The sequence below is a fragment of the Pseudoxanthomonas sp. CCNWLW251 genome, assembly GCF_037402255.1.
GTDB lineage: Bacteria > Pseudomonadota > Gammaproteobacteria > Xanthomonadales > Xanthomonadaceae > Pseudoxanthomonas_A.
Genome location: NZ_JBBEGA010000003.1, coordinates 349,884 through 374,370, shown reverse-complemented (window position 1 = coordinate 374,370; position 24,487 = coordinate 349,884). Strand labels below are relative to the sequence as shown.

Here is a 24,487-nt window from a genome sequence, read left to right as displayed (position 1 = left end):
CGTTCGCGGGGCTTTGTGTTGCAGGACGCTTGAAAAGGCGTCGTGATTGCGCCAGTCTGGCGCGGTCGCCACCGGCCTGGTGGCAGAGTGGTTATGCAGCGGACTGCAAATCCGCGTACGCCGGTTCAATTCCGACCCAGGCCTCCAAATCCGGAGATCGCCACGATCTCCCAACGCGGGAATAGCTCAGTTGGTAGAGCACGACCTTGCCAAGGTCGGGGTCGAGGGTTCGAGTCCCTTTTCCCGCTCCATATACGCTCCCTGGTGAGCACGGAAGAAGCCCCGCATGCGGGGCTTCTTCTTTTCCGGTCTGTCCATCGGCACATTCAGGCGCTTTCCAATGCGGCGTGACTGAGGCAGGCTATCCGCATGCCCGGATGGCGAAACTGGTAGACGCATCGGACTTAAAATCCGCCGGCCGCGAGGCCATGCCGGTTCGATTCCGGCTCCGGGCACCATCGCGCCGCTGTAGCCTCAGCGCTGCCGCTTCTTCTCTTCCTCGCGCACCTTGCGGCGCACGAACAGCGCCACGAAGACGCTGATGCCCACCATGATGATGCTGCCGCCGATGGCCAGCCAGCCCACCGGCTCCATCAGGATCTCGCGCAGGATCGGATGCATGTCGTGTTCTCCCCGGTTGTGGTGGCGCCAACGTCGCACCGTGCGTTTCGGCCGGCATTGATCCGGATCAACCCTGCGCGGTGGCTGCGGCATGCGGTCGCAGGGCATGGCATAGAATCGTGGCTGGCCCACGGGAGACTGCCGGATGCAGCGTTACCTCGCCTTTGCTGTCTGCGTGTTGCTGGCTGCCGCTTCACTGGCGTTCGCGTCGATGTGGCCGGGAGCGTGGTGGGGTGTCGCGGTGTTCGGTGCGCTGGCACTGCTGGGCACGTGGGACGTCCTGCAGACGCGCAGCACGCTGCGGCGCAACTATCCGGTGCTGGCGCACTTCCGTTACGGGCTGGAATCGGTCGGTCCCGAGATCCGCCAGTACTTCATCGAGGGCGACACGGCGGAAGTGCCGTTCTCGCGCCAGCAGCGCGCACTGGTCTACCAGCGCGCGAAAGGTGTCAGTGACGTGGTGCCGTTCGGCAGCCAGCAGGACGTCTACGGCGTCGACTATGAATGGATCAATCATTCGATGGCGCCGGCGCACGTGGATTCCCACGACTTCCGCGTGGTGATCGGCGCCGGCACCGCGCAGCCGTATTCGGCCAGCGTGTTCAATATTTCGGCGATGAGTTTCGGTTCGTTGTCGGCCAATGCCGTGCGCGCGCTGAACGAAGGCGCGCGACGCGGCAATTTCTACCACGACACTGGCGAAGGTTCGATCTCGCCCTACCACCGCGAGAAGGGCGGGGACCTGGTGTGGGAAATCGGCTCGGGCTACTTCGGTTGCCGCGACGAGCAGGGGCGCTTCAGCGAGGCGCGCTTCATCGAGAACGCGCATTCGCCGCAGGTGAAGATGATCGAGCTGAAGCTGTCCCAGGGCGCCAAGCCGGGTCACGGTGGCGTATTGCCGGCGGCCAAGGTCAGCGCGGAGATCTCTGCGACACGCGGGGTGCCGATGGGGCGCGACTGCGTCTCGCCGGCGAAGCACTCCGCGTTCTCCACACCGGTCGAGCTGCTGCAGTTCGTCGCCCGCCTGCGCGAACTGTCGGGCGGCAAGCCGACGGGTTTCAAGCTGGCGATCGGCCACCCGTGGGAATGGTTCGGCATCGCCAAGGCCATGCACGAGACCGGGCTGCTCCCGGATTTCATCGTCGTGGACGGTGCGGAAGGCGGTACCGGCGCGGCCCCTGCGGAGTTCATCGACCACGTTGGCGTGCCGATGCACGAGGCGCTGCTGCTGGTGCACAACACGCTGGTCGGGCTGAACCTGCGTGACCGCATCCGGATCGGCGCGGCAGGCAAGATCATCAGTGCCTTCGACATCGCCCGCACCATGGCGATGGGCGCGGACTGGTGCAACGCCGCGCGCGGCTTCATGTTCGCGCTGGGCTGCATCCAGTCGCAGAGCTGCCACAACGATCGCTGTCCGACCGGCGTGGCCACCCAGGATCCCGCGCGCTGGAAGCACCTGGACGTGGGCGACAAGTCGGTGCGCGTGCAGCAGTTCCACGACAATACCTTGAAGGCGTTGCGCGACATGCTGTGCGCGGCGGGGCTGGAGCATCCCCAGCAGCTGGGGCCGGAGCACATCCTGCGGCGGGTGTCGCCGATCGAAGTGCGGTCGCTGGCGGCGCTGTACCGCTTCCTGGAGCCGGGCGAACTGCTGGACCGCGTGCCGTCCCACGCGGTGTTCCGCGATTTCTGGCCGGAGGCGCGCAGCGACGCCTTCGCGCCGCCCAGGCGGGTCAGTGCGCTGTGCGATACCAAGGATCGCTGAAGGCGGGCGCGTTGACCGGGCGCCCGGTCCGCGCTTATCATTCGCGCCCCGATGATTTCGGGCGGTTAGCTCAGCGGTAGAGCACTGCTTTCACACGGCAGGGGTCACAAGTTCGAAACTTGTACCGCCCACCAGTTCCATCGGAAAAGCCCGGCCTTGGCCGGGCTTTTCCGTTTCCGGTCCGCCACGGTCCGGGCAGTCGTCGCCCCGGTGCTCCCGCGCGCCGGCAGGTGCAGCCATAAGTGCTTGTTTCTCTGGGTGAAACGGTCCGCTGGATGGGGTGTCTGTGATACACTCCGCAGGCTGCAGAACCTGCCGGAATCCCCGCCCGATCCTGCCCCGCCGGACTTGTCCCGGCCGGGAAGGTGTGGGCCCGGATTCGGGCCCGAGACAACCAAAGAAACACGGAACCCGAATGGCCGATACCGCCAAGGAAATCATCCCCGTCAACCTCGAAGACGAGATGCGACGCAGCTATCTCGATTACGCGATGAGCGTGATCGTGGGGCGCGCGCTTCCGGATGTCCGCGACGGTCTCAAGCCTGTCCACCGGCGCGTCCTGTTCGCGATGAACGAACTGGGCAACCACGCCAACAAGCCGCACGTGAAGTCCGCCCGTATCGTCGGCGACGTGATCGGCAAGTACCACCCGCACGGCGACCAGTCGGTCTACGACACGCTGGTGCGCATGGCGCAACCGTTCTCGCTGCGCTACATGCTGGTCGATGGCCAGGGCAACTTCGGTTCGGTCGACGGCGACTCCGCGGCCGCCATGCGTTACACCGAAGCCCGCATGGCCAAGCTCACCCATGAGCTGCTGGCCGACATCGACAAGGAAACCGTCGATTTCCAGCCCAACTACGACGAGAAGGAACAGGAGCCGACGGTCCTGCCGACGCGCTTCCCGAACCTGCTGGTCAATGGCTCGGCCGGTATCGCGGTGGGCATGGCGACCAACATCCCGCCGCACAACCTGTCGGAAGTGGTCAACGGCCTGATCGCGCTGATCGACAATCCGGAATTGGATGTCGACGGCCTGATGCAGTACATCCCCGGCCCGGATTTCCCCACCGGCGGCATCATCAATGGCACCGCCGGCATCATCGCCGGCTACCGCACCGGCCGTGGCCGCGTGCGCATGCGCGCCAAGGCCGATATCGAGGTCAACGACGACAACGGCCGCGAGTCGATCATCGTCACCGAGATCCCGTACCAGGTGAACAAGGCACGGCTGATCGAGAAGATCGCCGAGCTGGTGAAGGAAAAGAAGCTCGAAGGCATCAGCGAGCTGCGCGACGAGTCCGACAAGGACGGCATGCGCATCTACATCGAGGTCAAGCGCGGCGAATCCGCCGAGGTCGTCCTCAACAACCTGTACCTGCAGACGCCGATGGAATCGGTGTTCGGCATCAACATGGTCGCGCTGGTCGATGGCCGCCCGCAGCTGCTCAATCTGAAGCAGATGCTGGAAGCGTTCGTGCGCCACCGTCGCGAAGTGGTGACCCGTCGGACCATCTTCGAACTGCGCAAGGCGCGCAACCGCGCCCACATCCTGGAAGGCCTGACGGTCGCGCTCGCCAACATCGACGAGATGATCGAGCTGATCAAGACGTCGGCCAATCCACAGGAAGCGCGCGAGCGCATGCTGGCCAAGACCTGGGAGCCGGGCCTGGTCGGTGCGCTGCTGGCGGCCACCGGCGCCGAAGCCTCGCGTCCGGAAGACCTGCCGGCCGCGATCGGTTTCGTCGACGGCCGCTACCAGCTCAGCGAGGCGCAGGCCACGCAGATCCTGGAAATGCGCCTGCACCGCCTGACCGGCCTGGAGCAGGAAAAGCTGACCGAGGAATACCGCCAGTTGCTGGAGGTCATCGCCGGCCTGATCCGCATCCTGGAAAACCCGGACGTGCTGCTGCAGGTGATCCGCGACGAACTGCTGAACGTCAAGGCCGAGTTCGGCGACGAGCGCCGCAGCGAGATCCGCCACAGCGAAGAAGACCTGGACATCCTCGACCTGATCGCGCCGGAAGACATGGTGGTCACGCTGTCGCATGCGGGTTACGCCAAGCGCCAGCCGGCCAGTGCCTATCGCGCGCAGAAGCGTGGCGGCCGTGGCCGCAGCGCGGCGGCGACCAAGGAAGAGGATTTCATCGACCAGCTGTGGCTGGTCAATACGCACGACACGTTGCTGACCTTCACCAGCAGCGGCAAGGTGTTCTGGCTGCCGGTGTACCAGTTGCCGGAAGCCGGCTCCAACGCGCGTGGCCGTCCGATCATCAACTGGATCCCGCTGGAAGCAGGCGAGAAGGTGCAGGCGGTGGTGCCGGTGCGTGCCTACGAAGAAGGCCGCTACGTCTTCTTCGCCACCAGGAACGGCACGGTCAAGAAGACCCCGTTGACGGAATTCGCCTTCAAGCTGGCGCGCGGCAAGATCGCGATCAACCTCGACGAAGGGGACGCGCTGGTCGGCGTGGCCCTGACCGATGGCGAGCGCGACGTGATGCTGTTCGCGTCCAACGGCCGTGCCGTGCGCTTCTCCGAGTCGCTGGTCCGCGCGATGGGCCGCACTGCGACCGGCGTGCGTGGCATGCGCCTTGCTGCGGGCGTCGATGCCGAAATCGAGGGTGAGCAGGACGAGGGAGAGGCGGGCGATGCCGATGGCGTGCCTGCGTTGCCCGAGGCCGGCTCCGAGGTCGTCAGCCTGGTCGTGGTCGATGGCGAAGGCGATATCCTGACCGCCAGCGAGCGCGGCTATGGCAAGCGCACCCCGGTGGCCGACTATCCGCGCAAGGGGCGTGGTACCCGCGGCGTGATTGCGCTGAAGACCACCGAGCGCAACGGCCGCCTGGTCGGTGCCATCCAGCTGTCCGACCACCACGAAGTCCTGCTGATCTCCGATGGCGGCACGCTGGTGCGTACCCGTGCGGCGGAAATCTCGCAGGTCGGACGCAATACCCAGGGCGTTACCCTGATCCGCCTGTCCGATGGCGAGACGTTGCAGGCGGTGGAACGCCTGGATGCCTCGCTCGACGAGGATGAGGTCATCGAAGGCGTCGGCATCACACCTGCCGCGCCGGACGCCACCGAGGCGCCGCCGGAAGCATGATCCGGCGGTGAGTCATGGAGACGCGCGGCATTGACCCCGCCGTCTCCATTCCCGCGTTCTATACTGCCTGTACGACCAAGGCAGGGAATGGCACATGGGATCGCTCTATCGGAACTGGACGAACGCGCGCGGCCACTGGGTGCGCGCGTTTTTTGTTGTCTTGCTGGCGGCAGCGGCGTTGGCCGGCTGCAAGCGCAACGAGACCGGGCAACTTCCCGACATCAGTGGCGAACCCATCAAGGCGAAGGCCGAGAAGGTGGAAGGCTTCGCGCTGGTGGGCGCGTATCCCGACCAGCATGACGGTGACCTGGCCATCGCGCTGGAGTTCAGCCGGCCGCTGGTGAGCTCGCAGGATTTCGACACGCTGCTGGTGGTGAAGGACGCCAACGGCGCGGCCGTCAAGGGCAGCTGGGTGCTGGACGACAAGGGCCTCGTCCTGCGCTTCCCCTCGGTGGAAGCCGCGAAGGACTACGAGGTCACGCTGAAAGCGGGTCTTTCCGCCGCGGACGGTACGCGCCTTGGCAAGGACGACACGCGCAAGGTGCATACCGGTGAACTCGACCCGGCGGTGGGCTTCGCCTCGCAGGGCAGCGTGTTGCCGGCGCGCGAGAGTCGCGGCTTGCCGGTGGTGTCGATCAACGTCCCGGAAGTGGACGTGGAGTTCCTCCGGGTCAGCGAGAAGCAGCTTCCCAAGTTCTTCGCCGAGTACCAGCGCGGCGGTCGCCGTGGCAGCTGGGACCTGGACAGCGACTACGGCGACAGCACGCCGCTGGGCCAGCTGGCCGAGCCGGTCTATCTCAACCGCTTCGTGCTGGGCGGCAAGCCCAACGAGCGCGTGCTGACCTACCTGCCGATCCAGGACATCCGCGAACTGCAGGATCCGGGCCTCTACTTCGCGGTGATGAAGCGTACCGGCAAGTTCGCGGGCGAGTTCGAGACCGCCTTCTTCACCGTCAGCGACATCGGCCTGCATACGCGCGCCTACAAGGACAAGCTGTTCGTCCACACCGCGTCGCTGCAGGACGGCACCGCCACCGGCAGCGTCGAATTGAAGGTGCTGGATGCGCGCGGCGAAAGCATCCTGGCCGGCGAGACCGACGGCAATGGCAATGCGCTGCTGAACTACACGCTGGACGCTGGGCATGTGCTGGTCGCCACGCGCGGCAAGGACGTGTCGATGCTGCCGTTCAACCAGCCGGCGCTCGACCTGTCGGAGTTCGCCGTCGCCGGTCGCGAACAGGCGTGGTTCGACGTGTTCGCGTGGTCCGGGCGCGACCTGTACCGCCCCGGTGAAACGGTGCGGATCTCCGCACTGCTGCGCGACAACGACGGCAAGCCCGTGCCTGTACCGAAGCAGGGCGGCGGACAATCCGTGTTCCTGCGCCTGAAGCAGCCGGACGGCAAGGTGTTCCGCGAGACGCGCCTGCAGCCAGGCGCGCAGGGCTACTTCAACTTCGAACAGGTGATCCCGGTGGAAGCGCCGACCGGGCGCTGGCAGGTGGAGTTCCGTACCGACCCGGCCAGCAAGGAAGCCGTGCAGGGCATGACGCTGCGCATCGAGGAGTTCCTGCCCGAGCGCATGAAGCTGGACCTGGACACCGCGCAGTCCGTGCTGAAGCCGGGAGAGCCGTTCAAGCTGAAGGCGACGGCCGCCTACCTGTACGGGGCGCCAGCCAGCGGCAACCGTTTCACCGCCAAGCTGGCGGTGGCGGTGGAACAGCACCCGCTGGAGCAATTGCCCGGTTACTTCTTTGGCGACCCGACGCTGGAACTGCCGAAGGAGGCCAAGGACGTCATCGATACCACGCTGCCCGAGAGCGGCGTGGTGCAGGAAGACATCGCATTGCCGGCCGAGGCCAAGCCGCGCAGCACCATCGCCGCCATCGTATCGGGCAGCGTGTACGAGACCGGTGGTCGCACGGTGAACCGCACGCTCAAGCGCGTGCTGTGGCCGGCCAACGCACTGGTCGGCATCCGCCCACTGTTCGACGACAAGGACGGTGCCGATGCCAACGCCAACGCCGGATTCGAACTGGTGCGCGTGGATGCCGCCGGCAAACCGCAGCCCGGCAAGGGCCTGAAGGCGACGTTGGTTCGCGAGCTGCGCGACTACCACTGGAACTACGACGAGGATGGCGGCTGGGACTACGACTTCACCCGTCGGTTCGAGAACAAGGACACGCGCACGCTGGACGTGGGCGCGGGCGCGTCGAAGATCGATTTCCCGGTGGAATGGGGCGAGTACCGGCTGGATGTGTTCGATCCGGCCACCGGCCTGACCACGCGCTATCCGTTCCGTGCCGGCTGGAGCTGGGACGACCAGAACCGCGGCCTGGATGCGCGCCCCGACAAGGTCAAGCTGGCGCTGGACAAGACCGGTTACAAAGTCGGCGATACGCTGCAGGTCACCATCACCCCGCCGCACGCGGGCAAGGGCCTGCTGATGGTGGAGAGCGACCGCATGCTGTACGTGCAGGCGATCGACGCCAAGCCGGGCAGCACGTTCTCCATCCCGGTGACCAAGGACTGGGAGCGGCATGACGTCTACATCACCGCGCTTGTCTTCCGCGGAGGGTCGGCACCCAGCAAGATCACCCCGGCGCGCGCCGTGGGCGTAGCCCACGTGCCGATGGACCGCCGCGAGCGTCGCGTCGCCGTCGGGTTGTCGGTGCCGAAACAGATGCGCCCCGAGCAGAACCTGCCGGTAACGGTCAGTGTTCCCGAGCTCGCGGGACAGGCCGCGCACGTCACCGTGTCGGCGGTGGATGTCGGCATCCTCAACATCACCCGCTTCCCCGTGCCCGACGCGAACGCGCAGTTCTTCGCCCAGCGCCGCTTCGGCGTGGACGCCTATGACATCTACGGCCGCGTGATCGAGAGCTTCGAAGGCGGCAGTGCGAAGATGCGCTTCGGTGGCGACATGGCGCTGGCGGCCTTGCCGCAGGCCAAGCGGCCGACCTCGCGCGTGCAGACCGTGGACCTGTTCTCCGGTCCGGTGAAGCTGGACGGCAAGGGCAATGCACGCATCGCGCTGAAGGTGCCGGACTTCAACGGCACGCTGCGCGTGTCGGCGCTGGTCTACTCGGACACGCGCTACGGCAACCGCGATCGCGAGACCGTGGTGCGCGCGCCCATCGTGGCCGAAGCCAGCCTGCCGCGCGTGCTGGCGCCGGGCGACAGGAGTACCGTGACCCTCGACGTGCAGAACTTCACCGGCAAGACGGGCGCCTTCAAGGTGCTGGTGAGCGGTGAAGGGCCGCTCGCCATCGGCGAGGGCAGCAGGACGGCCGATCTTCCGGTTGATGCCAAGCGCACCCTGACGTTCCCGATCACCGCGGGTGAGGGCTACACCACGGCGCAGGTGCGCGTGCGCGTGGAAGGCAATGGCTTCAAGGTCGACCGCCGTTACGACGTGCCGGTGCGCGCAGGCTGGCCCGCGGTGCTGCGCTCGCGCACGCAGGTGCTGGACAGCCTGGTGCCGGTGGAGATGGGTGCGGGCTTCGCGGATGGACTGATGCCCGGCTCGGTGACGGCGCGCATGACGGTCAGTGCGCTGCCACCGATCCCGTTCGCCAGCGCGTTGAAGGGCGCGCTGGAGTATCCCTACGGCTGTGCCGAGCAGACCACCAGCAAGGGCTACGCCGCGCTGGAACTGGATGATGCGACGGCCAGGCTGTTGGGCATCGATGGGCTGGAGGCGAAGAAGCGACGCGAGCGCATGGAGGGCGCCTTCGGGCGGTTGGCGTCGATGCAGGTGGCGAACGGCCACTTCTCGATGTGGGGCGACGACGACTACGTCAACCCGGGCCTGACGCCCTACATCGCCGAGTTCCTGCTGGATGCGCGCGAAGGCGGCTTCGCGGTCCCGGATGCGGTGCTGCAGAAGGCGCTGGCGCGCCTCAACGAAGACCTGCTGGCCGGCGGCGCGCAGTTCTACGGGTACGACCGGCGCGATCACCTCAAGTTCGCCAACCAGGCCTATGCAGGTTACGTACTGGCACGCGTGAACCGGGCGCCGCTGGGTACGCTGCGTGCGTTGTACGACAACGAGCGCGGCAAGAGCCTGACCGGCCTGCCGCTGGTGCACCTGGGTATCGCGTTGTCGCTGCAGGGCGACAAGAACCGTGGCGCCAAGGCGATCACCGAAGGGTTCGCCAAGACGGGCGACCGCCCGGAATACCTGGGCGACTACGGGACGAAACTGCGCGACGACGCCTTGATGATCGCGTTGGTACACGAGCGCAAGCTGGCCAAGCCGGAGTTCGACCGTCGCGCCATCTCGCTGGGACGCGAACTGGACGCGCGCCGCAACAGTGGCTGGCTGTGGTTGAGTACCCAGGAGCAGGTGGCGCTGGCAAGGCTGGGCAAGGCGCTGATGGTCGACCAGAAGAAACTGGTCTCGGGCCAATGGAGCATCGGCGGCGATGCGCAGGCGGTGGCGCCCGTGCGCCTGTTCGGGCGCAGCGTGGACCATGCCGCGCTGGCGCGCGGCGTGCGTTTCGTACCCGAGGGTTCGCCGCCGCTGTACGCATCGCTCGACGTGGCCGGCATCCCGCGCAGTGCGCCAGCGCCGGACAACCGCCAGATCGGCATCGAGCGTCGCTACTACACGACCGATGGAAAGGAATGGAAGGGCGGCACGCTGAAGGAGGGCGAAGCCTTGATCGTGCGCGTCGGCATCACCGCCAATGTCGCCATGCCGGATGCATTGTTCACCGACCTGTTGCCGGCGGGGCTGGAGATCGAGAACTTCAACCTCGGCGATGCCAAGCAATGGGCCGAAGTGGTGGTGGATGGCATCTCGATCAGCGACCGTGGTGGCGCGGCCGACGTGAAGCACGAGGAGTTCCGCGACGACCGCTACGTGGCCGCACTGAAACTGGATCGCGGCGATACCGCCAAGGTGTTCTACCTGGTGCGCGCGGTGACGCCGGGCACGTACACCGTGCCGCCCTCGCTGGTGGAGGACATGTACCGTCCGGACATCCGCGGTGTCGGCAAGGCGTCGCCGGCGACGATCACGGTGGTGCAGCCGTAGCAAGGTCGGTCTTCTTTCGTCATCCCGGCGCGAGCCGGGATTCCTCATGGTCTTCAGCCGTTTCCGGTCAATGACGCTGCGGACCGGTACCAAAAAGGATTCCAGCATGCGCTGGAATGACGGTGTGGATCGAGCGGGAGTTCGTCCGGCCGGTCATCCCGGCGAACGCCGGGATCCATCTTGATCTTCAGCCATCTACGGCCAATGACACAGCGGATCAGAGGCAGAATGGATTCCAGCGTGTGCTGGAATGACGGGGTTGGAGTTGGCGAAAAGTTTCCCGGACGTCATCCCGGCGAACGCCGGGATCCATCTTGATCTTCCAGCCATCTACGGCCAATGACACAGCGGATCAGAAGCGAAATGGATTCCAGCATGCGCTGGAATGACGAAGGTCGGAAACGACGCTGGTTGTCCTGCCTGCGATGGTCGACGGTGGTCCTGCTCGTCGCGCTGCTGCTGGCGGATCTTGCATTCCCACCGCCGCTGCCCAAGACCCGTGACAGCAGCACGCTGGTCGTCGCACGCGACGGCACGCCGCTGCGCGCCTTCGCGGACCGCGACGGCGTCTGGCGCTATCCCGCATCACCCGACACGGTATCGCCGCTCTACCTGCAGGCGCTGCTGAACTACGAAGACCGTTGGTTCTGGAGGCATCCCGGCATCAATCCGTGGGCCTTGGTGCGCGCGGCAGGCCAGTTCGTGAGGCATGGACGCGTGGTCTCCGGCGGCTCCACGCTGACCATGCAGGTCGCGCGCATGCTGGATCGGCATTCGCGCACGCCATGGGGCAAAGCCAAGCAGATGCTGCGCGCGCTGCAACTGGAAGCGCACCTGTCCAAGCGCGAGATCCTGACGCTCTACCTCGAGCGCGCGCCGTTCGGCGGCACCATCGAAGGCGTGGATGCGGCGAGCTGGGCCTACCTCGGCAAGCCTGCAGCACGGCTTTCGCATGCGGAGGCGGCGCTGCTCGCGGTGCTGCCGCAGTCGCCCAGCCGGCTGCGCCCGGATCGCCATCCTGAGGCGGCACGGGTGGCACGCGACAAGGTGCTGCAGCGCATGGCCGATCTCGGCGTCTGGTCGAAGGGCGAGGTCGATGATGCGCGTGTCGAGCCCGTCGTCGCCCGTAGCCTGCAGGCGCCGTTGAGCGCCGCACTGCTGGCCGAACGTCTGCGCCGCCAGCAACCGCGAGCATCGCGTATCACGTCCACCTTGGATGCCGGCCTGCAGCGCACACTGGAAGAGCGCGTAGAGAGCTACTTCTCCACGCTGCCTGCACGGACATCCGCAGCGCTGCTGGTGATCGACAACGCCACGATGGAAGCGCGCGCCTATGTGGGCTCGGTGGCGTTCGGTGACCGCGAACGGCTGGGACATGTCGACATGGTGCAGGCATGGCGTTCGCCAGGTTCGACACTCAAGCCGTTCTTGTACGGCCTGGCGTTGGACGACGGACTGATCCATTCCGAGAGCCTGCTGATCGATGCGCCGCAGTCCTTCGGTGGCTACCGGCCCGGCAACTTCGACGCGGCCTTCAATGGACCCGTCAGTGCCGCTGATGCGCTGCGCCTGTCGCTCAACGTGCCCGCAGTGGACCTGCTGGACCGCGTCGGACCGGCGCGTTTCTCAGCGCGTCTGGCGAACAATGGCCTCGTGCTGCGTTATCCGCGTGGTGCGCAGCCCAATCTGTCGCTGATCCTCGGCGGCACGGGTGCGCGCCTGGAGGATCTGGTGGGCGCATACGCAGGATTGAACCGTGGCGGACTGTCGGGCCGCGTGCGTTACACCGCAGAGGACCCAGCCTCCGATCGTCGCCTGCTGTCGCCCGGCGCGGCATGGATCATTCGCGAAGTACTGGAGGCGCATCCGCGTCCCGGTTACGGCAGTGGCGTGCTCGACACCGCGAACCGCCCGCGGGTGGCGTGGAAAACCGGCACCAGCTATGGCTTCCGCGACGCCTGGGCGCTCGGCGGCACCCGTCGCCATACCGTCGGGGTGTGGGTGGGCAGGCCCGACGGCACGCCGCTGCCTGGCCAGTACGGCGCGGTCACCGCGCTCCCGTTGATGTTCGAAGTGATCGACAGCCTGCCGCGTGCGCAGGGCGATGCGGGTCCGATGCCGCCACCTGCCGACGTGGCGGAACAGGCGGTCTGCTGGCCGCTGGGTACGCAGGCGGAAGCGGAGTCACCGCAACTGTGCCAGCGCAAGCGCGATGCATGGACGCTCGGCGGAAACGTGCCGCCGACATTCGCCGAACGCGATGCTCGCCTGTGGAATGCAGGCCGCGAACGTTTCGAGGTGGACGCGCGCACCGGTCTCCGGCTGTCAAGTGAATGTGCCCGTGCACATGAAGCACGAAGCACGGAGATCGCACGCTGGCCCGCGTTGGCTTCGCCCTGGCTGCCTGCACGCGAGCGGATCGCTTCACGGCTGCCGCCGCTGTCGCCCGATTGCCAGCCCGACGGCCGTGATGCCGCCGAGGAACTACGCATCGACGGCCTCAATGACCTCGCCACGCTGGCCCGCGCTCCCGGCAGTCAACATGGCGTCCGGTTGCAGTTGCGCGCACTGGGCACGGATACCCGCGTGCAGTGGCTGCTCGACGGTCGCTGGATCGCGGAAACGCACGGTACACAGGCGTTCCAGCAGGATTTCACCGAGACGGGGGAGCACCAGCTCACCGCACTGGCCGACAGCGGTGCCTGGGCGAGGGTTCGGTTCAACGTACTGAGGTGACTGCGATGCCTGCAGGAGGGGCTGAAGCCCCTCCTGCACTGGTGTCAGGGCATCCGTCAGCCGATGTGTTCCAGCACATGCTCCGCGCCGGAGACCTTGTATTCGCCGGGCGCTTCCACGAACACGTTCTTCACCACGCCGTCTTCCACATACAGTGCGAAGCGCTTGGCGCGGATGCCCATGCCGTAGGCGCTGGCGTCCATCTCCAGGCCCAGTGCCTTGGCCAGGTCGGCATTGCCGTCGGCGAGCATCTGCAGGCCATCCGGCACGTGCTGGGTCTTGCCCCAGGCCTGCATGACGAAGGGATCGTTGACGGACACGCAGAAGACCTCGATGCCGCGGCTGCGGAAGTCGTCGAAGTGCTGCACGTAGCTGGGCAGGTGCTTCTCCGAGCAGGTCGGGGTGAAGGCGCCGGGGACAGCGAACAGCACGGCCTTGCGGCCATCGAACAGGGTGACGGTGTCGACCGTCTCCACGCCCTCGCGGATCCGCTTGAGGGTCACTTCGGGAACGCGCTCGCCAACCTGGATGCTCATGGAAATGCCTTGTGTGGAGGGAAACTGAATGCAGTTTAGCGTGTCGGTGTGGTGTGGCCGTGACGGTCTTGAAATGACCTGGCAAGCGCCTATTTCCGGGGCATCGGCGCCCGGCAGGACCGGCGCCACTTCCAGAGGAGCTACCGACATGAGCATCGTGCAGTACAACCCTTGGGGCAATGCCCGCGGCCTGCAGGACGAGATCAAGCAGGTCTTCGACCGTTTCCTGGGCGAGGCCGACGCCGACCAGTCCAACGTGGTGACCAGCCAGTGGGCGCCGCGCGTGGACATCCGCGAGGACAACGACCGTTTCGTGATCCTGGCCGACATTCCGGGCGTGGACCCCAAGGACATCGAGATCCACATGGACAAGGGCATCCTGACCCTGCGGGGCGAACGGGTGTCGGAGAAGGAAGAGGGGGCGCGCTATTCCCGCATGGAACGCGTCCACGGCACCTTCTACCGCCGCTTCTCGCTGCCGGACAGCGCCAACGCCGACGGCATCACCGCCACCGGCAGGCATGGCGTCCTGCAGATCGACATCCCCAAGAAGCCTGAAACCACGCCACGCCGCATCCAGGTGCAGTAAGCCGTGCCGGGGCCCCGCCGGTCGACACGGCGGGGCAGCGGGCGGAGCGATAGAATCGGCCCGTGGCGCCCGCGTCGCGGGCCTTTTCTTTTTTCCGGATGCCTCTCCGCCATGGTGGATGGCATTCCGCGTGATCGTGCGGAGATTCCATGCAGTTCAAGGACTATTACGCGGTACTGGGCGTCGAGCCCACGGCCGGCGACGCCGAGATCAAGACGGCGTACCGTCGTCTGGCCCGCAAGTACCACCCGGACGTCAGCAAGGAGTCCGGCGCCGAGGATCAGTTCAAGGCCGTCAACGAGGCTTACGAGGCGCTGCGCGACCCGCAGAAGCGGGCAGCCTACGACCAGCTGCGCGCGCGCGGCTATCGGCCCGGAGAGGAGTTTCGCCCCCCGCCTGATTTCGGGCGCGGCGGGCCGGGATCGCAGGACTTCGATTACGAGGAGATCTTCGGTGGTGCGGGCGGTGGCACTGGCGGGTTCAGTGATTTCTTCGAGGGGTTGTTCGGCAGGCGCGCCCGCGCGGAGCAGGCGCAGTCGCGCGGACCGCAGCCGATGCGGGATTCGCGCGCGAAGCTGTCGGTGCCGTTGCAGGCGGTGCATGACGGCGGCAGCGTGCGGGTGAACGTCAACGGACGGCAGCTCGATGTCCGCGTGCCGACGGGGGTGAAGCCGGGGCAGGTGATCCGGCTGGCCGGGCAGGGTACGCAAGGTGGAAACCTGCTGCTGGAAGTGGAGTACGCGCCGCATCCTCAGTTCGAGGTGGACGGCCGCAACATCATCCATGTGCTGTCGTTGACGCCCTGGCAAGCGGCGCTCGGCGCAACCGTCAGCGTCCCCACGCTGGGTGGCGCAGTGGACCTGAAGATCCCGGCGGACTCGGATTCCGGCCGCAAGCTGCGCCTGCGCGGGCGCGGCCTGCCCGGCACGCCACCCGGTGATCAGATCGTGGAACTGGAGATCACGGCGCCGCGTGCGGAGACCGATGAGCAGCGTCAGGCCTACGCGGCACTGGGCAAGGCCTTCGACGCCTGATCCCATCCGCGAAACGTAGGGTGCGCCCTGGCGTGCCACGCTCTCGATCAACCTCAAGGCATCGAGGGCGCCGTGATGGTGCGCCAGGGCACATCCGATGTTCGGCAGTGCGGAGTGGCGAAATTTTCGCCACCCGTCTTGACATGTCCGCCGCACAAGGCGGCTAGAGGGTTATCCACAGTTTCGTGCGGGTTCCATCCACACGAATTGTGGAAAACCCTGCGCGTCACCCGTGGATTCCAGCCCCCTGAAAGCACCACGCCACCCGAAGGTGGCGTGGGAAACATCATGCAACCTGGCAGGTCCGCTTACTTGACCTGCTTGGCCGCCGGCGCAGCGCTGGCGGGTGCCGTCAGGCCGCGCTTTTCCAGCAAGGGCTCGATCCTGGGATCGTGGCCGGCGAAGTCGCGGAACAGCTTCATCGCATCCTGGCTGCCGCCCTGCGACAGCAACGTCTTGCGGAAGTGGTCGCCGTTCTCGCGCTTCAGACCACCATTGTTCTTGAACCATTCCACGCTGTTGGCGTCCAGCACTTCCGACCAGATGTAGGCGTAGTAGCCGGCGGAGTAGCCGCCCATGATGTGGCTGAAGTACGGGGTCTTGTAGCGCGGCGGCACCGGCTTGTAGTTGATTCCGTCGGCGGTCAGCGCGGCGGCTTCGAACTTCATCACGCCCGCGGCATCCGGCACCTGGTCGGCGGTGATCTGGTGCCAGCGCTGGTCCAGCATGGCGGCGCCCAGGTACTCGGTCGTGGCGAAGCCCTGGTTGAACTTGGACGCAGCAATCACCTTGTCCAGCAGTGCCTGCGGCATCGCCTCGCCGGTCTTGTGGTGCTTGGCGTAGTTGGCCAGGATCGACGGCCAGTCGGCCCACATCTCGTTGACCTGCGACGGGTATTCCACGAAATCGCGCGGCACGCTGGTACCGCTGAAGTACGGATACTTCACGTCGGAGAACATGCCGTGCAGCGCATGCCCGAACTCGTGGAACGTGGTGGTGACTTCATCCCACGTCATCAGCGTTGGCTCGCCAGCCGGCGGCTTCGGTACGTTCAGGTGGTTGGCGACCACCGGCTTGTCGCCGGTCAGGCCGGACTGCGACACGTACGAGTTCATCCACGCGCCGCCGCGCTTGGAGTCGCGCGCATACGGGTCGAAGATGAAGATCGCCAGCTGCGAACCGTCGGCGTTGAACACGTCGTAGGTCCAGGTGTCGGCGTGGTACTTCGGCAGGTCGGTGCGTTCCTTGAACGTCAGGCCGTACAGCTGCGTCGCGGCGTAGAACACGCCGTTTTCCAGCACGTTCTTCATCTCGAAGTACGGCTTGAGCTGCGACTCGTCGAAGTTGTACTTCGCCGCGCGTACCTTCTCGGTGTAGAACGCCCAGTCCCACGGCTCAAGCGCGAAGGTCGGCTCGCCCTTGGCCTTCTGCTCCTGGTCGATCATCGCCTGCAGGTCGGCGGCCTCGCGCTTGGCGTTGGCCACGGCGGCCGGCGCCAGCTTGCCGAGCATCGCGTTGACGGCTTCCGGCGTGCGCGCGGTCTGGTCTTCCAGGCCGTACGCGGCGTGGTTGGGGTAGCCCAGCAGTTTCGCGCGGTCGGCGCGCAGCTTCATGATGCGCGAGACCAGCGCGGTGGTATCGAACTCGCCACCACGGCTGCCGCGCACGACCGACGCCTCGTGCAGGCGCTGGCGCAGGGCGCGGTTGGTCAGCTGCGACTCCGGCGGCTGGCCCGTGGTGTTGAGCAGGGTCAGGACGTACTTGCCCTCAAGGCCACGCTTCTTGGCGGCTTCGGCAGCGGTGGCGATCTGGCCATCGGTCAGGCCGTCGAGTTGCTTCACGTCGTCAACAATGACGGCCGAGGCGTTGACTTCCTTCAGCACGTTGTCGCTGAAGGTGGTGCCCAGCGACGCCAGTTCACCGTTCATTTTCTTCAGCGTCGCCTTGTCGGCTTCGTTGAGGTTGGCGCCGGAGCGCACGAAGCTGGTGTGGTAGCGCTCGATCAGGCGCACGCCCTGCGCGTCCAGGCCCAGGTCGTTGCGCTTGTCGAACAGCGCCTTGATGCGGGCGAACAGCTTCGGATTCAGGCTGATGGCGTCGCCATGCGCGGCGAACTTCGCCGAGTAATCGGCGCGCAGCTTGTTGCGCGCATCGTTGGTGTCGGTGCCTACCAGGTTGAAGAACACGGTGGTGGCGCGGTCCAGCACCTGGCCGGATTTCTCCATCGCGATGATGGTGTTCTCGAAGGTGGGCGCGGCAGGGTCGTTGGCGATGGCGTCCATCTCCTTCAGCTGCTCGGTCATGCCGGCGTCGAAGGCGGGGGCGAAGTCGCTGTCCTTGATCTTGTCGAACTGCGGGTAATGCAGCGGCAGCGTGCTTTCGGCGAAGAAGGGATTGGCGACCTGGGCGGTCTGGGTGGCCGGGGTGGCGGCCTGGCTGTAGGCGGGCATGGCGAGTCCGAGGGTCGCGGCGAGCGCGATGGCGAGGCGGGTGGTCATGTAGCGCAACGTCCTGACAGAGTGGATTCCCAAGGGTAACCCAGGGGGGCGGACCGGACCCATGACGAAAGGCATGGGCGACGGACCCGGCGGGGCCTCAATCTGCGGGAGAATCGCATCGTGCGTCCCTTGCCGGAGAGTCCCGTGAAGCCTGTCCTTGCGTTCTGCTGTGCGCTGCTGCTGGCCCCGTCGGCGCTGGCCGCCGAGACCCTGAAGTACATCGCGCTGGTCGATGGCGGCAAGAAGGCCGGGGAACAGACCGTGACGGTCGGGAATGACGGCGTCACCCGGGTGGACTTCATCTTCAAGGACAACGGGCGCGGGCCGGAGCTGAAGGAAGAGTACCGGCTCGCGGCCGACGGTACATTCGAGCGTTACCAGGTGAAAGGCGTATCCACGTTCGGTGCGCCGGTGGACGAGACGTTCACCCGTGACGGCGACCGTGGCCAATGGAAGAGCACCTCCGACGCAGGCACGCATACCTTCACCGGCACGGCGCTGTACACGCCGCTCGGTGGCACGCCGGCCACGACATCGGTGGCGCTGGCGGCGCTGGCCAGGCAGGCGGATGGCAAGCTGCCGCTGGTTCCCAGCGGCACGCTGACGCAACGCAAGCTCGCGTCGATGGACATCCGCACTGGCACGCAGTCGCGCACGGTCGACCTGCTGGCGCTGACCGGCATAGGCTTCACGCCGAGCTTCGTATGGGTAACGCGTGATGCCGAGCCGCGCTTGTTCGCTTACATCTACCCGGGCTTCCTGCAGCTCATCGAAGACGGCTGGCAGGGCACGGCCGACACGCTGGAAGCCCGCCAGAAGATCGCCGAGCGCGAGGCACTGGTGGCACTGCAGCAGCGCCTGGCGCATCCGTTGCCGGGTACCACACTCATCCGGAATGCGCGCGTCTTCGACAGCGAAAAGGCCGTGCTCGGGGCTTCCTCCGACGTGGTCGTGCGCGATGGCAGGATCGTGTCGGTGTCGCCGGCCGGACAGGTGACGGTGGAGGCACAACAGGTCGTCGACGCCGGCAACCGCGTGCTGCTGCCGGGGCTTTACGACATGCATGTGCACGCCGGCAGCTGGGAAGGCGGCCTGCACCTGGCGGCGGGCGTCACCAGCGCACGCGACATGGGCAACGACAACGCGACGCTGCAACAGCTGATGGCCGAGGAGAAGGCCGGCACGCTGATGCATCCGCGCGTGATTCCCGCCGGCTACATCGAAGGCCAGAGCCCGCATTCCTCGCAGGGCGGCTTCGTGGTGAAGGACCTGCCCGGCGCGAAGCAGGCGATCGACTGGTACGCCGACCATGGTTACCCGCAGATCAAGATCTACAATTCCTTCCCGAAAGAGATCCTGCGCGACACCGCCGCCTACGCCCACCAGCGCGGCATCCGCGTCAGCGGCCACGTGCCTGCCTTCATGCGGGCGCAGGACGTGGTGGAACAGGGCTATGACGAGATCCAGCACATCAACCAGGTGATGCTGAACTTCTTCGTCACCCCGGAAACCGATACGCGCACGCTGGCGCGTTTCTACCTGGTCGCCGACAAGACCGACGGGCTGGATTTCGACAGCAAGCCGGTACAGGACTTCATCGCCGAACTGGCGGAGAAGCAGGTCGTCGTCGATCCGACGCTGGCGACGTTCGAGTTCCTGCATCAGCGCGAGGGCCAGTTGTCGCCGATCGTCGCCGATGTGGCCGATCACCTCCCGCCGGACGTGCAACGCGGTCGCCGCGCTGCGGAACTGAACATTCCTGACGACGTCACCGGCGCCCGCTACAAGCGCAGCTTCGACAAGCTGGTCGACTTCACCGGGCGCATGTATCGCGCAGGTGTCCCGCTGGTCGCGGGCACGGACGAACTGCCCGGCTTCACCCTGCAGCGCGAGCTGGAACTGTACGTGCAGGCGGGGCTGACGCCCTCGCAGGTGCTGCAGGTGGCGACCTGGAACGGTGCGAAGTACAGCCGCACGCTGGACGACGCCGGCTCCATCGCGCCCGGCAAGCGCGCCGACCTCGTGCTGGTGGATGGCGACCCGACGGAGAACATCAGCGACATCCGCAAGCTCGCGCTGGTGATCAAGGACGGGCGCGCGTACTACCCGGCCGAGATCCACGAGGCACTGGGGATCAGGCCGTTTGCGCCTGCACTGAACGTGCAATCTGTTCGCTGACCCAGCTGTTGTAGGAGCGACGTCAGTCGCGACCGCAGACTGGGAATCCTCAAGGTATACGGTCGCGACTGACGTCGCTCCTACAGAAGGACTGGGCTACGTCAGGATCTCGTAGCGCCGCCAGATCCACGACAACTCGTACAGCAGTGCCATCACCGCGAACGTGCCGTGGAAGCGCGGGTTGCGCGTGGCGATGGCCACCAGGCTGCCGGCGACATACACCGTGTTGCGCACCCAGTACTCCGGTCCCAACTGCTGGGCATAGGCCGCGCCCTTGATCAGGGTGTCGCCGATATCGACGACGAACATCAACGCCAGCAGACCGAAGAACCAGTGCCGTCGCCCGTAGTAGTACTCGCGGTAGCCACCGCCGTCCGGCAGCGATTCCGGGAAGACCAGCGCGCACAGCAGGTACAGCAGCAGCGCGTACAGCGTGACGTACAGGTAGAGGTTGAAGTTCCAGTGTGCCTGGTGGGAAAGGCTGAATTCCCACCACCAGAAGTGCAGGAGGTAGACGAACATGAAGGCGGCCCAGACAAGGTGGACGCCATGGATGCGGTGTGCGTTCGGTCGCTCCACCAGACGCGCGACGTGGCGCAGCAGGTGGGTCAGGCCCAGGCCGACGATCATGCCCAGCAGGATGCGGACATGGATATAGAGGCTGGCGTGGCTGGCGGGATCGGCAGCTTCTTGCATGGGCAGCATCCTGGACCGGGTGCGCGGCCACGTTAGCCGATCATCGGAGGCTTGGACAGCCGCCGGGCGCATGCCTTGCCCTGCGCGCGCGCGCGGTGTCTGATAGCGTCTTTCCCGGAGCGCGCGCATGACCACCGCCTACGACTTTTCCGCCCAGGACCTCGATGGCCAGGAGCGTTCCCTGTCCGAGTACCAGGGCAAGGCCCTGCTGATCGTCAATGTGGCCTCCAAGTGCGGCTTCACGCCGCAATACACCGGCCTGGAGGCGCTGTGGCGCGAGTTCGGACCGCAGGGGCTGGTGATACTGGGATTCCCGTGCGACCAGTTCGGCCACCAGGAACCGGGCGATGAAGCCGAGATCCGCAGCTTCTGTTCGTTGAACTACGACGTGACGTTCCCCATGTTCGCCAAGATCGACGTCAACGGCGAGGGTGCGCATCCGCTGTGGAAGTGGCTGAAGCAGGAGAAGAGCGGGCTGCTCGGCATCAGCGCGATCAAGTGGAATTTCAGCAAGTTCCTCGTGGGCCGCGACGGCAAGGTGATCAAGCGTTATGCGCCGACCGATGCGCCGGCGTCGCTGGCGGGCGACGTCCGCGCTGCATTGGCCTGAAACAGTGGGCGAGGGCGTGGACAGCCGGCTGTTCCATATCGAGTTCGCCACCACCGACTACGGATTGCGCGCGTGGGTGACCGGCGTCAATGGCACGCTCGAGACCACGCTGGCCTACTGGCAGGTCATCGCGGGAGAGATCCGCCGGTTGACGCCACGTGCACTGCTGGTGGTGGATGACATGGAAGGCGAGCCACCGCCGCCGGGGCAACTGCTGGAGTTCGTGCAGGCGATGCAGGGACAGGGCATGGAGGCCGTGCGTATCGCCTACGTTGAACGGCATGCGGACCAGCTGCCGCAGGTGGAATTCGCGGGCCTGCTGGCCAACGAACACGGGTTCAACGCGCAGGTGTTCGCGGATGAGGCGGCGGCCGTGATCTGGCTGCGCTACGGGGGAGGCTGAGAGGGGACGCGCCGTTGCAGCGCCTCTTCGGGCAGCAGCGCGAGCAACTCCCGGGAGAAGGATTCCAGCACGGCCTCCGAGTAACCTCGATGGGTGCGCACGATGAGGCCATCCTGGCCGATGACGAACATGTTCGGCAGCGCAGTCACGCCGTAACGGTCCGTCACCACGCCGCGGACGTCGTGGACGAAGGTCAGGTCCAGATCCTTGTTGGCACGAAGGACGCCGAGGTAGTCGCTGCGCGGTTCCTTCATGTTGATGGCGATGACTTCCAGGTGCTCCCGGCCGACGATCTTCTGCATGTGGCCGAGCATCGGCAGCTCGCGCCGGCAGGGGCCGCACCACGATGCCCAGAACGTCACCACGACCACTTTGCCCTTGAGGGCATCCAGATCGACGGGATTGCCCTCGCGATCCTTCAGTGTGATGGGGGGCGGCACGTCGCCCACGCCAGGCTGCCGGACGGCATCGGCGGCGTGCACATGCGGGACAGCGGCCAACAGCATGGCCAGCAGCAGATTCCGGATCACGGCTCGTCCTCCCCAGGACCTCGTGTCGGCAGCGTAGCAGCTGACGGCGCGATCGTCCCGCGTGGCCTGTTCCCGATGCGCGCCGGGCGTGGCCCCGGCGCGCGCCTCGCGCCTATTTCTCGACGAAGGCGCGCTCGAACACATACTGCCCGGCGGTGCCGATGCGTGGTGCGGCGGTGAAGCCGCGACTGTCCAGCAGGGTGCGGAAATCGGCCAGCATCTGCGGGCTGCCGCAGATCATCGCGCGGTCGTGCTCCGCATCCAGTGCGTCGATGCCGAGGCGCTCCATCATCCTGCCGCTGGCCATCAGGTCGGTCAGGCGGCCCTGGTGGGGGAAGTCCTCGCGGGTGACGGCAGGGTAGTACAGCAGCTTCTCGCGGATGGTCTCGCCGAGGAATTCGTGCTGCGGCAATTCCTTCTCGAAATAGTCGCGATAGGCCAGGTCTTCCGCATGGCGCACGCCATGGGTCAGGATGACCTTGTCGAAGCGCTCGTAGGTCGCCGGGTCCTTGATGATCGACAGCCACGGCGCCAGTCCGGTCCCCGTGCCCAGCAGATAGAGATTGCGGCCGGGGTGCAGGTCGCTGATCAGCAGTGTGCCGGTGGGCTTGCGCCCGATCAGCACGCTGTCGCCCGGCTTGATGTGCTGCAGTCGCGAGGTCAGCGGACCGTTCTGCACCTTGATGCTGAAGAACTCGAGCTGTTCTTCCCAGTTCGCACTGGCGATCGAGTAGGCGCGCAACAGCGGCTTGCCTTCGACTTCCAGCCCGATCATGACGAACTGGCCGTTCTCGAAGCGGAAACCGTCGTCGCGGGTGGTGGTGAAGCTGAAGTAGGCGTCCGTCCAGTGACGGACGTCGAGCACCGTCTCGGTGCCGAACGCAGAGGACATGGGGGAGTCTGGGCTATCGAATCAACGGCGCATTGTAGCCGACCGCCGCGATGCGGCCTTGATCGTGCTCAATCCGCGCGCTCCGGGTCGGGCATCGGACCGCCACGCCGATGGAAGCAGAGTTGCTCCACCATGCGACGCATGGGGCGCGCGGTCAGCAGCAGGTTCACCGGGGCATCGAACTGCGCGTGGTCGAAGGCCCATCGCAGCATGCGCTTGAAGGCGAAGGCGGGTACGGCAGGCGTGGCGGGGGACATGGGCATGGCATCGTCCTGCAGTCGATGGGCGAGCATGCGCCCGATCGTCGCACCGTGCCGCAGGCCCGCGTGTATGCCACCGGCCGAAAGCGGGGACACCATGCCGGCCGCGTCGCCCGCCAGCAGCACGCCATCGCGCTGCCAGGGCTGCACGGGGCCGCCGCAGGGGATCAATCCAGCGCGAATGCTGTCCGGTCGACGTCCGCCCGGCAGTCCCGTCATCGGAGCGACATGCCGCAGGAAGCCTTCGATGTCGGGCGGTGAGCGCGTGCCGGCATGGTGCCGCACGGCGAGTCCGGCCTGTACGCCGGTGGGCGTCTGCGCCACCCAACCCAGGTAGCCAGGCGCGAACCGTTTGCTGAGGAAGCAGTGCAGGGCATCGGGTTCACGCAGGGCGACACCATCGAATTCGTGCTCGACGCCGTAAAGGAACTGGCGTGCGCGACCCAGCCCCATGCGTTCTGCGACCCGTGAACGCGCGCCATCCGCGCCGACAAGAAAGCGCGCGTGTCCGATACCCGGCACGTGCCACCCGTTGGCGGTCCGCACGGCATCGCGGAAGGCCCATCCCAGCCGCAGGTCGATGCCGGCAGCCCGCGCTTGTTCGCCCATCCAGCGCATCAGGGCGGGCGTGTCGGTGGTGTAGAACCGGTAGTCTTTCGCGCCAAGCCGCACGCTGCGCAAGTTCGGTGCGTACAGCCGGATGTGCGGTACGGCGCGCACCAGCGCCGCTGGCAGGCCGTCGAGCAGGGGGGATTCGCAGGCCTCCTTCACCAGGATGCCTGTCGTATGCAGGCGTTCGCCGAGATCGTGCTTGCGATCGATCACGCACACACGGAAGCCGCCGGAGGCCAGCTCGCGCGCGCACGCAAGGCCGGCGAATCCCGCACCCACCACGATCACGTCATAGCGGTTGTCCTGCATGGTGGGGCAAGCGCTCCTTCATCGGTCTGGAGGCGCAGCGTGCAGACCGAGCAGGGAGTGACGATGAAGTCGCG

At 66.4% G+C, this 24,487-nt stretch carries 16 protein-coding genes and 4 tRNA genes; 13 read left to right on the top strand and 7 right to left on the bottom strand.

Annotation, left to right across the window (positions count from 1 at the left end; genetic code table 11):
• The first annotated feature begins 73 nt into the window (after positions 1-73).
• From WBN46_RS14725 to WBN46_RS14715, 3 genes are all read left to right on the top strand, one after another.
• Positions 74-147 (top strand) — tRNA-Cys (locus WBN46_RS14725).
• A 28-nt stretch (positions 148-175) separates the two neighbouring features.
• Positions 176-251: transfer RNA gene (locus WBN46_RS14720), tRNA-Gly, on the top strand.
• Positions 252-371: 120 nt separating this feature from the next.
• A tRNA-Leu gene (locus WBN46_RS14715) sits at positions 372-458 on the top strand.
• A 16-nt stretch (positions 459-474) separates the two neighbouring features.
• On the opposite strand, the gene WBN46_RS14710 is transcribed toward WBN46_RS14715, so the two are convergent.
• Entirely contained in the window at positions 475-621 is a 147-nt protein-coding gene (locus WBN46_RS14710; RefSeq protein ID WP_192202759.1) for a hypothetical protein, read from the bottom strand.
• 145 nt (positions 622-766) lie between these two features.
• Here WBN46_RS14710 and WBN46_RS14705 point away from each other — a divergent pair, with 145 nt between their 5' ends.
• From WBN46_RS14705 to pbpC, 5 genes are all read left to right on the top strand, one after another.
• Positions 767-2,389 (top strand): FMN-binding glutamate synthase family protein, encoded by a 1,623-nt coding sequence (locus tag WBN46_RS14705; protein ID WP_337732195.1) that lies wholly within the window; start codon positions 767-769, stop codon positions 2,387-2,389.
• A gap of 59 nt (positions 2,390-2,448) precedes the next feature.
• Positions 2,449-2,523: transfer RNA gene (locus tag WBN46_RS14700), tRNA-Val, on the top strand.
• 281 nt (positions 2,524-2,804) lie between these two features.
• The gene (gene gyrA / locus WBN46_RS14695; protein ID WP_337732194.1) at positions 2,805-5,492 is read left to right on the top strand and encodes a DNA gyrase subunit A; all 2,688 of its coding nucleotides are present in this window, start codon (positions 2,805-2,807) and stop codon (positions 5,490-5,492) included.
• Positions 5,493-5,586: 94 nt separating this feature from the next.
• Complete coding sequence (locus WBN46_RS14690) at positions 5,587-10,530, top strand: alpha-2-macroglobulin (RefSeq protein ID WP_337732193.1); 4,944 nt, start codon at positions 5,587-5,589, stop codon at positions 10,528-10,530.
• 375 nt (positions 10,531-10,905) lie between these two features.
• Positions 10,906-13,266 (top strand): penicillin-binding protein 1C, encoded by a 2,361-nt coding sequence (gene pbpC, locus WBN46_RS14685; RefSeq protein WP_337732192.1) that lies wholly within the window; start codon positions 10,906-10,908, stop codon positions 13,264-13,266.
• Between the two features lie 56 nt (positions 13,267-13,322).
• Here pbpC and WBN46_RS14680 read toward each other — a convergent pair whose 3' ends face one another.
• The gene (locus WBN46_RS14680) at positions 13,323-13,802 is read right to left on the bottom strand and encodes a peroxiredoxin (protein WP_337732191.1); all 480 of its coding nucleotides are present in this window, start codon (positions 13,800-13,802) and stop codon (positions 13,323-13,325) included.
• 148 nt (positions 13,803-13,950) lie between these two features.
• Between WBN46_RS14680 and WBN46_RS14675 the strand changes: the two genes are divergently transcribed.
• Together WBN46_RS14675 and WBN46_RS14670 are read left to right on the top strand one after the other, a co-directional pair.
• Entirely contained in the window at positions 13,951-14,391 is a 441-nt protein-coding gene (locus WBN46_RS14675; protein WP_142125015.1) for an Hsp20/alpha crystallin family protein, read from the top strand.
• A gap of 149 nt (positions 14,392-14,540) precedes the next feature.
• Entirely contained in the window at positions 14,541-15,425 is an 885-nt protein-coding gene (locus WBN46_RS14670; RefSeq protein ID WP_337732190.1) for a DnaJ C-terminal domain-containing protein, read from the top strand.
• A 308-nt stretch (positions 15,426-15,733) separates the two neighbouring features.
• Here WBN46_RS14670 and WBN46_RS14665 read toward each other — a convergent pair whose 3' ends face one another.
• On the bottom strand, positions 15,734-17,923 hold the full coding sequence (locus WBN46_RS14665; RefSeq protein WP_337732189.1) for a M3 family metallopeptidase: 2,190 nt from the start codon (positions 17,921-17,923) through the stop codon (positions 15,734-15,736).
• A gap of 144 nt (positions 17,924-18,067) precedes the next feature.
• Between WBN46_RS14665 and WBN46_RS14660 the strand changes: the two genes are divergently transcribed.
• On the top strand, positions 18,068-20,101 hold the full coding sequence (locus tag WBN46_RS14660; RefSeq protein ID WP_337732188.1) for an amidohydrolase family protein: 2,034 nt from the start codon (positions 18,068-18,070) through the stop codon (positions 20,099-20,101).
• Between the two features lie 96 nt (positions 20,102-20,197).
• Here WBN46_RS14660 and WBN46_RS14655 read toward each other — a convergent pair whose 3' ends face one another.
• A complete protein-coding gene (locus WBN46_RS14655) occupies positions 20,198-20,797 on the bottom strand; it encodes a hypothetical protein (RefSeq protein WP_337732187.1) in 600 nt (199 codons plus the stop codon).
• 127 nt (positions 20,798-20,924) lie between these two features.
• Between WBN46_RS14655 and WBN46_RS14650 the strand changes: the two genes are divergently transcribed.
• Positions 20,925-21,407 (top strand): glutathione peroxidase, encoded by a 483-nt coding sequence (locus tag WBN46_RS14650; protein ID WP_337732186.1) that lies wholly within the window; start codon positions 20,925-20,927, stop codon positions 21,405-21,407.
• A 16-nt stretch (positions 21,408-21,423) separates the two neighbouring features.
• Entirely contained in the window at positions 21,424-21,810 is a 387-nt protein-coding gene (locus WBN46_RS14645) for a hypothetical protein (protein ID WP_337732185.1), read from the top strand.
• Here the strand turns inward: WBN46_RS14645 and WBN46_RS14640 are convergent.
• The 3 genes from WBN46_RS14640 to WBN46_RS14630 all read right to left on the bottom strand — a co-directional run bounded on the left by WBN46_RS14640 (position 21,795) and on the right by WBN46_RS14630 (position 24,413).
• Positions 21,795-22,340 carry a TlpA disulfide reductase family protein gene (locus WBN46_RS14640; protein WP_337732184.1) on the bottom strand — a complete coding sequence of 182 codons (546 nt, stop codon included), beginning with the start codon at positions 22,338-22,340 and terminating at the stop codon, positions 21,795-21,797. The two genes, WBN46_RS14645 and WBN46_RS14640, sit on opposite strands and share 16 nt — an antisense overlap.
• A gap of 112 nt (positions 22,341-22,452) precedes the next feature.
• Positions 22,453-23,232 (bottom strand): ferredoxin--NADP reductase, encoded by a 780-nt coding sequence (locus tag WBN46_RS14635; protein WP_337732183.1) that lies wholly within the window; start codon positions 23,230-23,232, stop codon positions 22,453-22,455.
• Between the two features lie 68 nt (positions 23,233-23,300).
• The gene (locus tag WBN46_RS14630) at positions 23,301-24,413 is read right to left on the bottom strand and encodes an NAD(P)/FAD-dependent oxidoreductase (RefSeq protein ID WP_337732182.1); all 1,113 of its coding nucleotides are present in this window, start codon (positions 24,411-24,413) and stop codon (positions 23,301-23,303) included.
• Between the last annotated feature and the right edge of the window lie 74 nt (positions 24,414-24,487).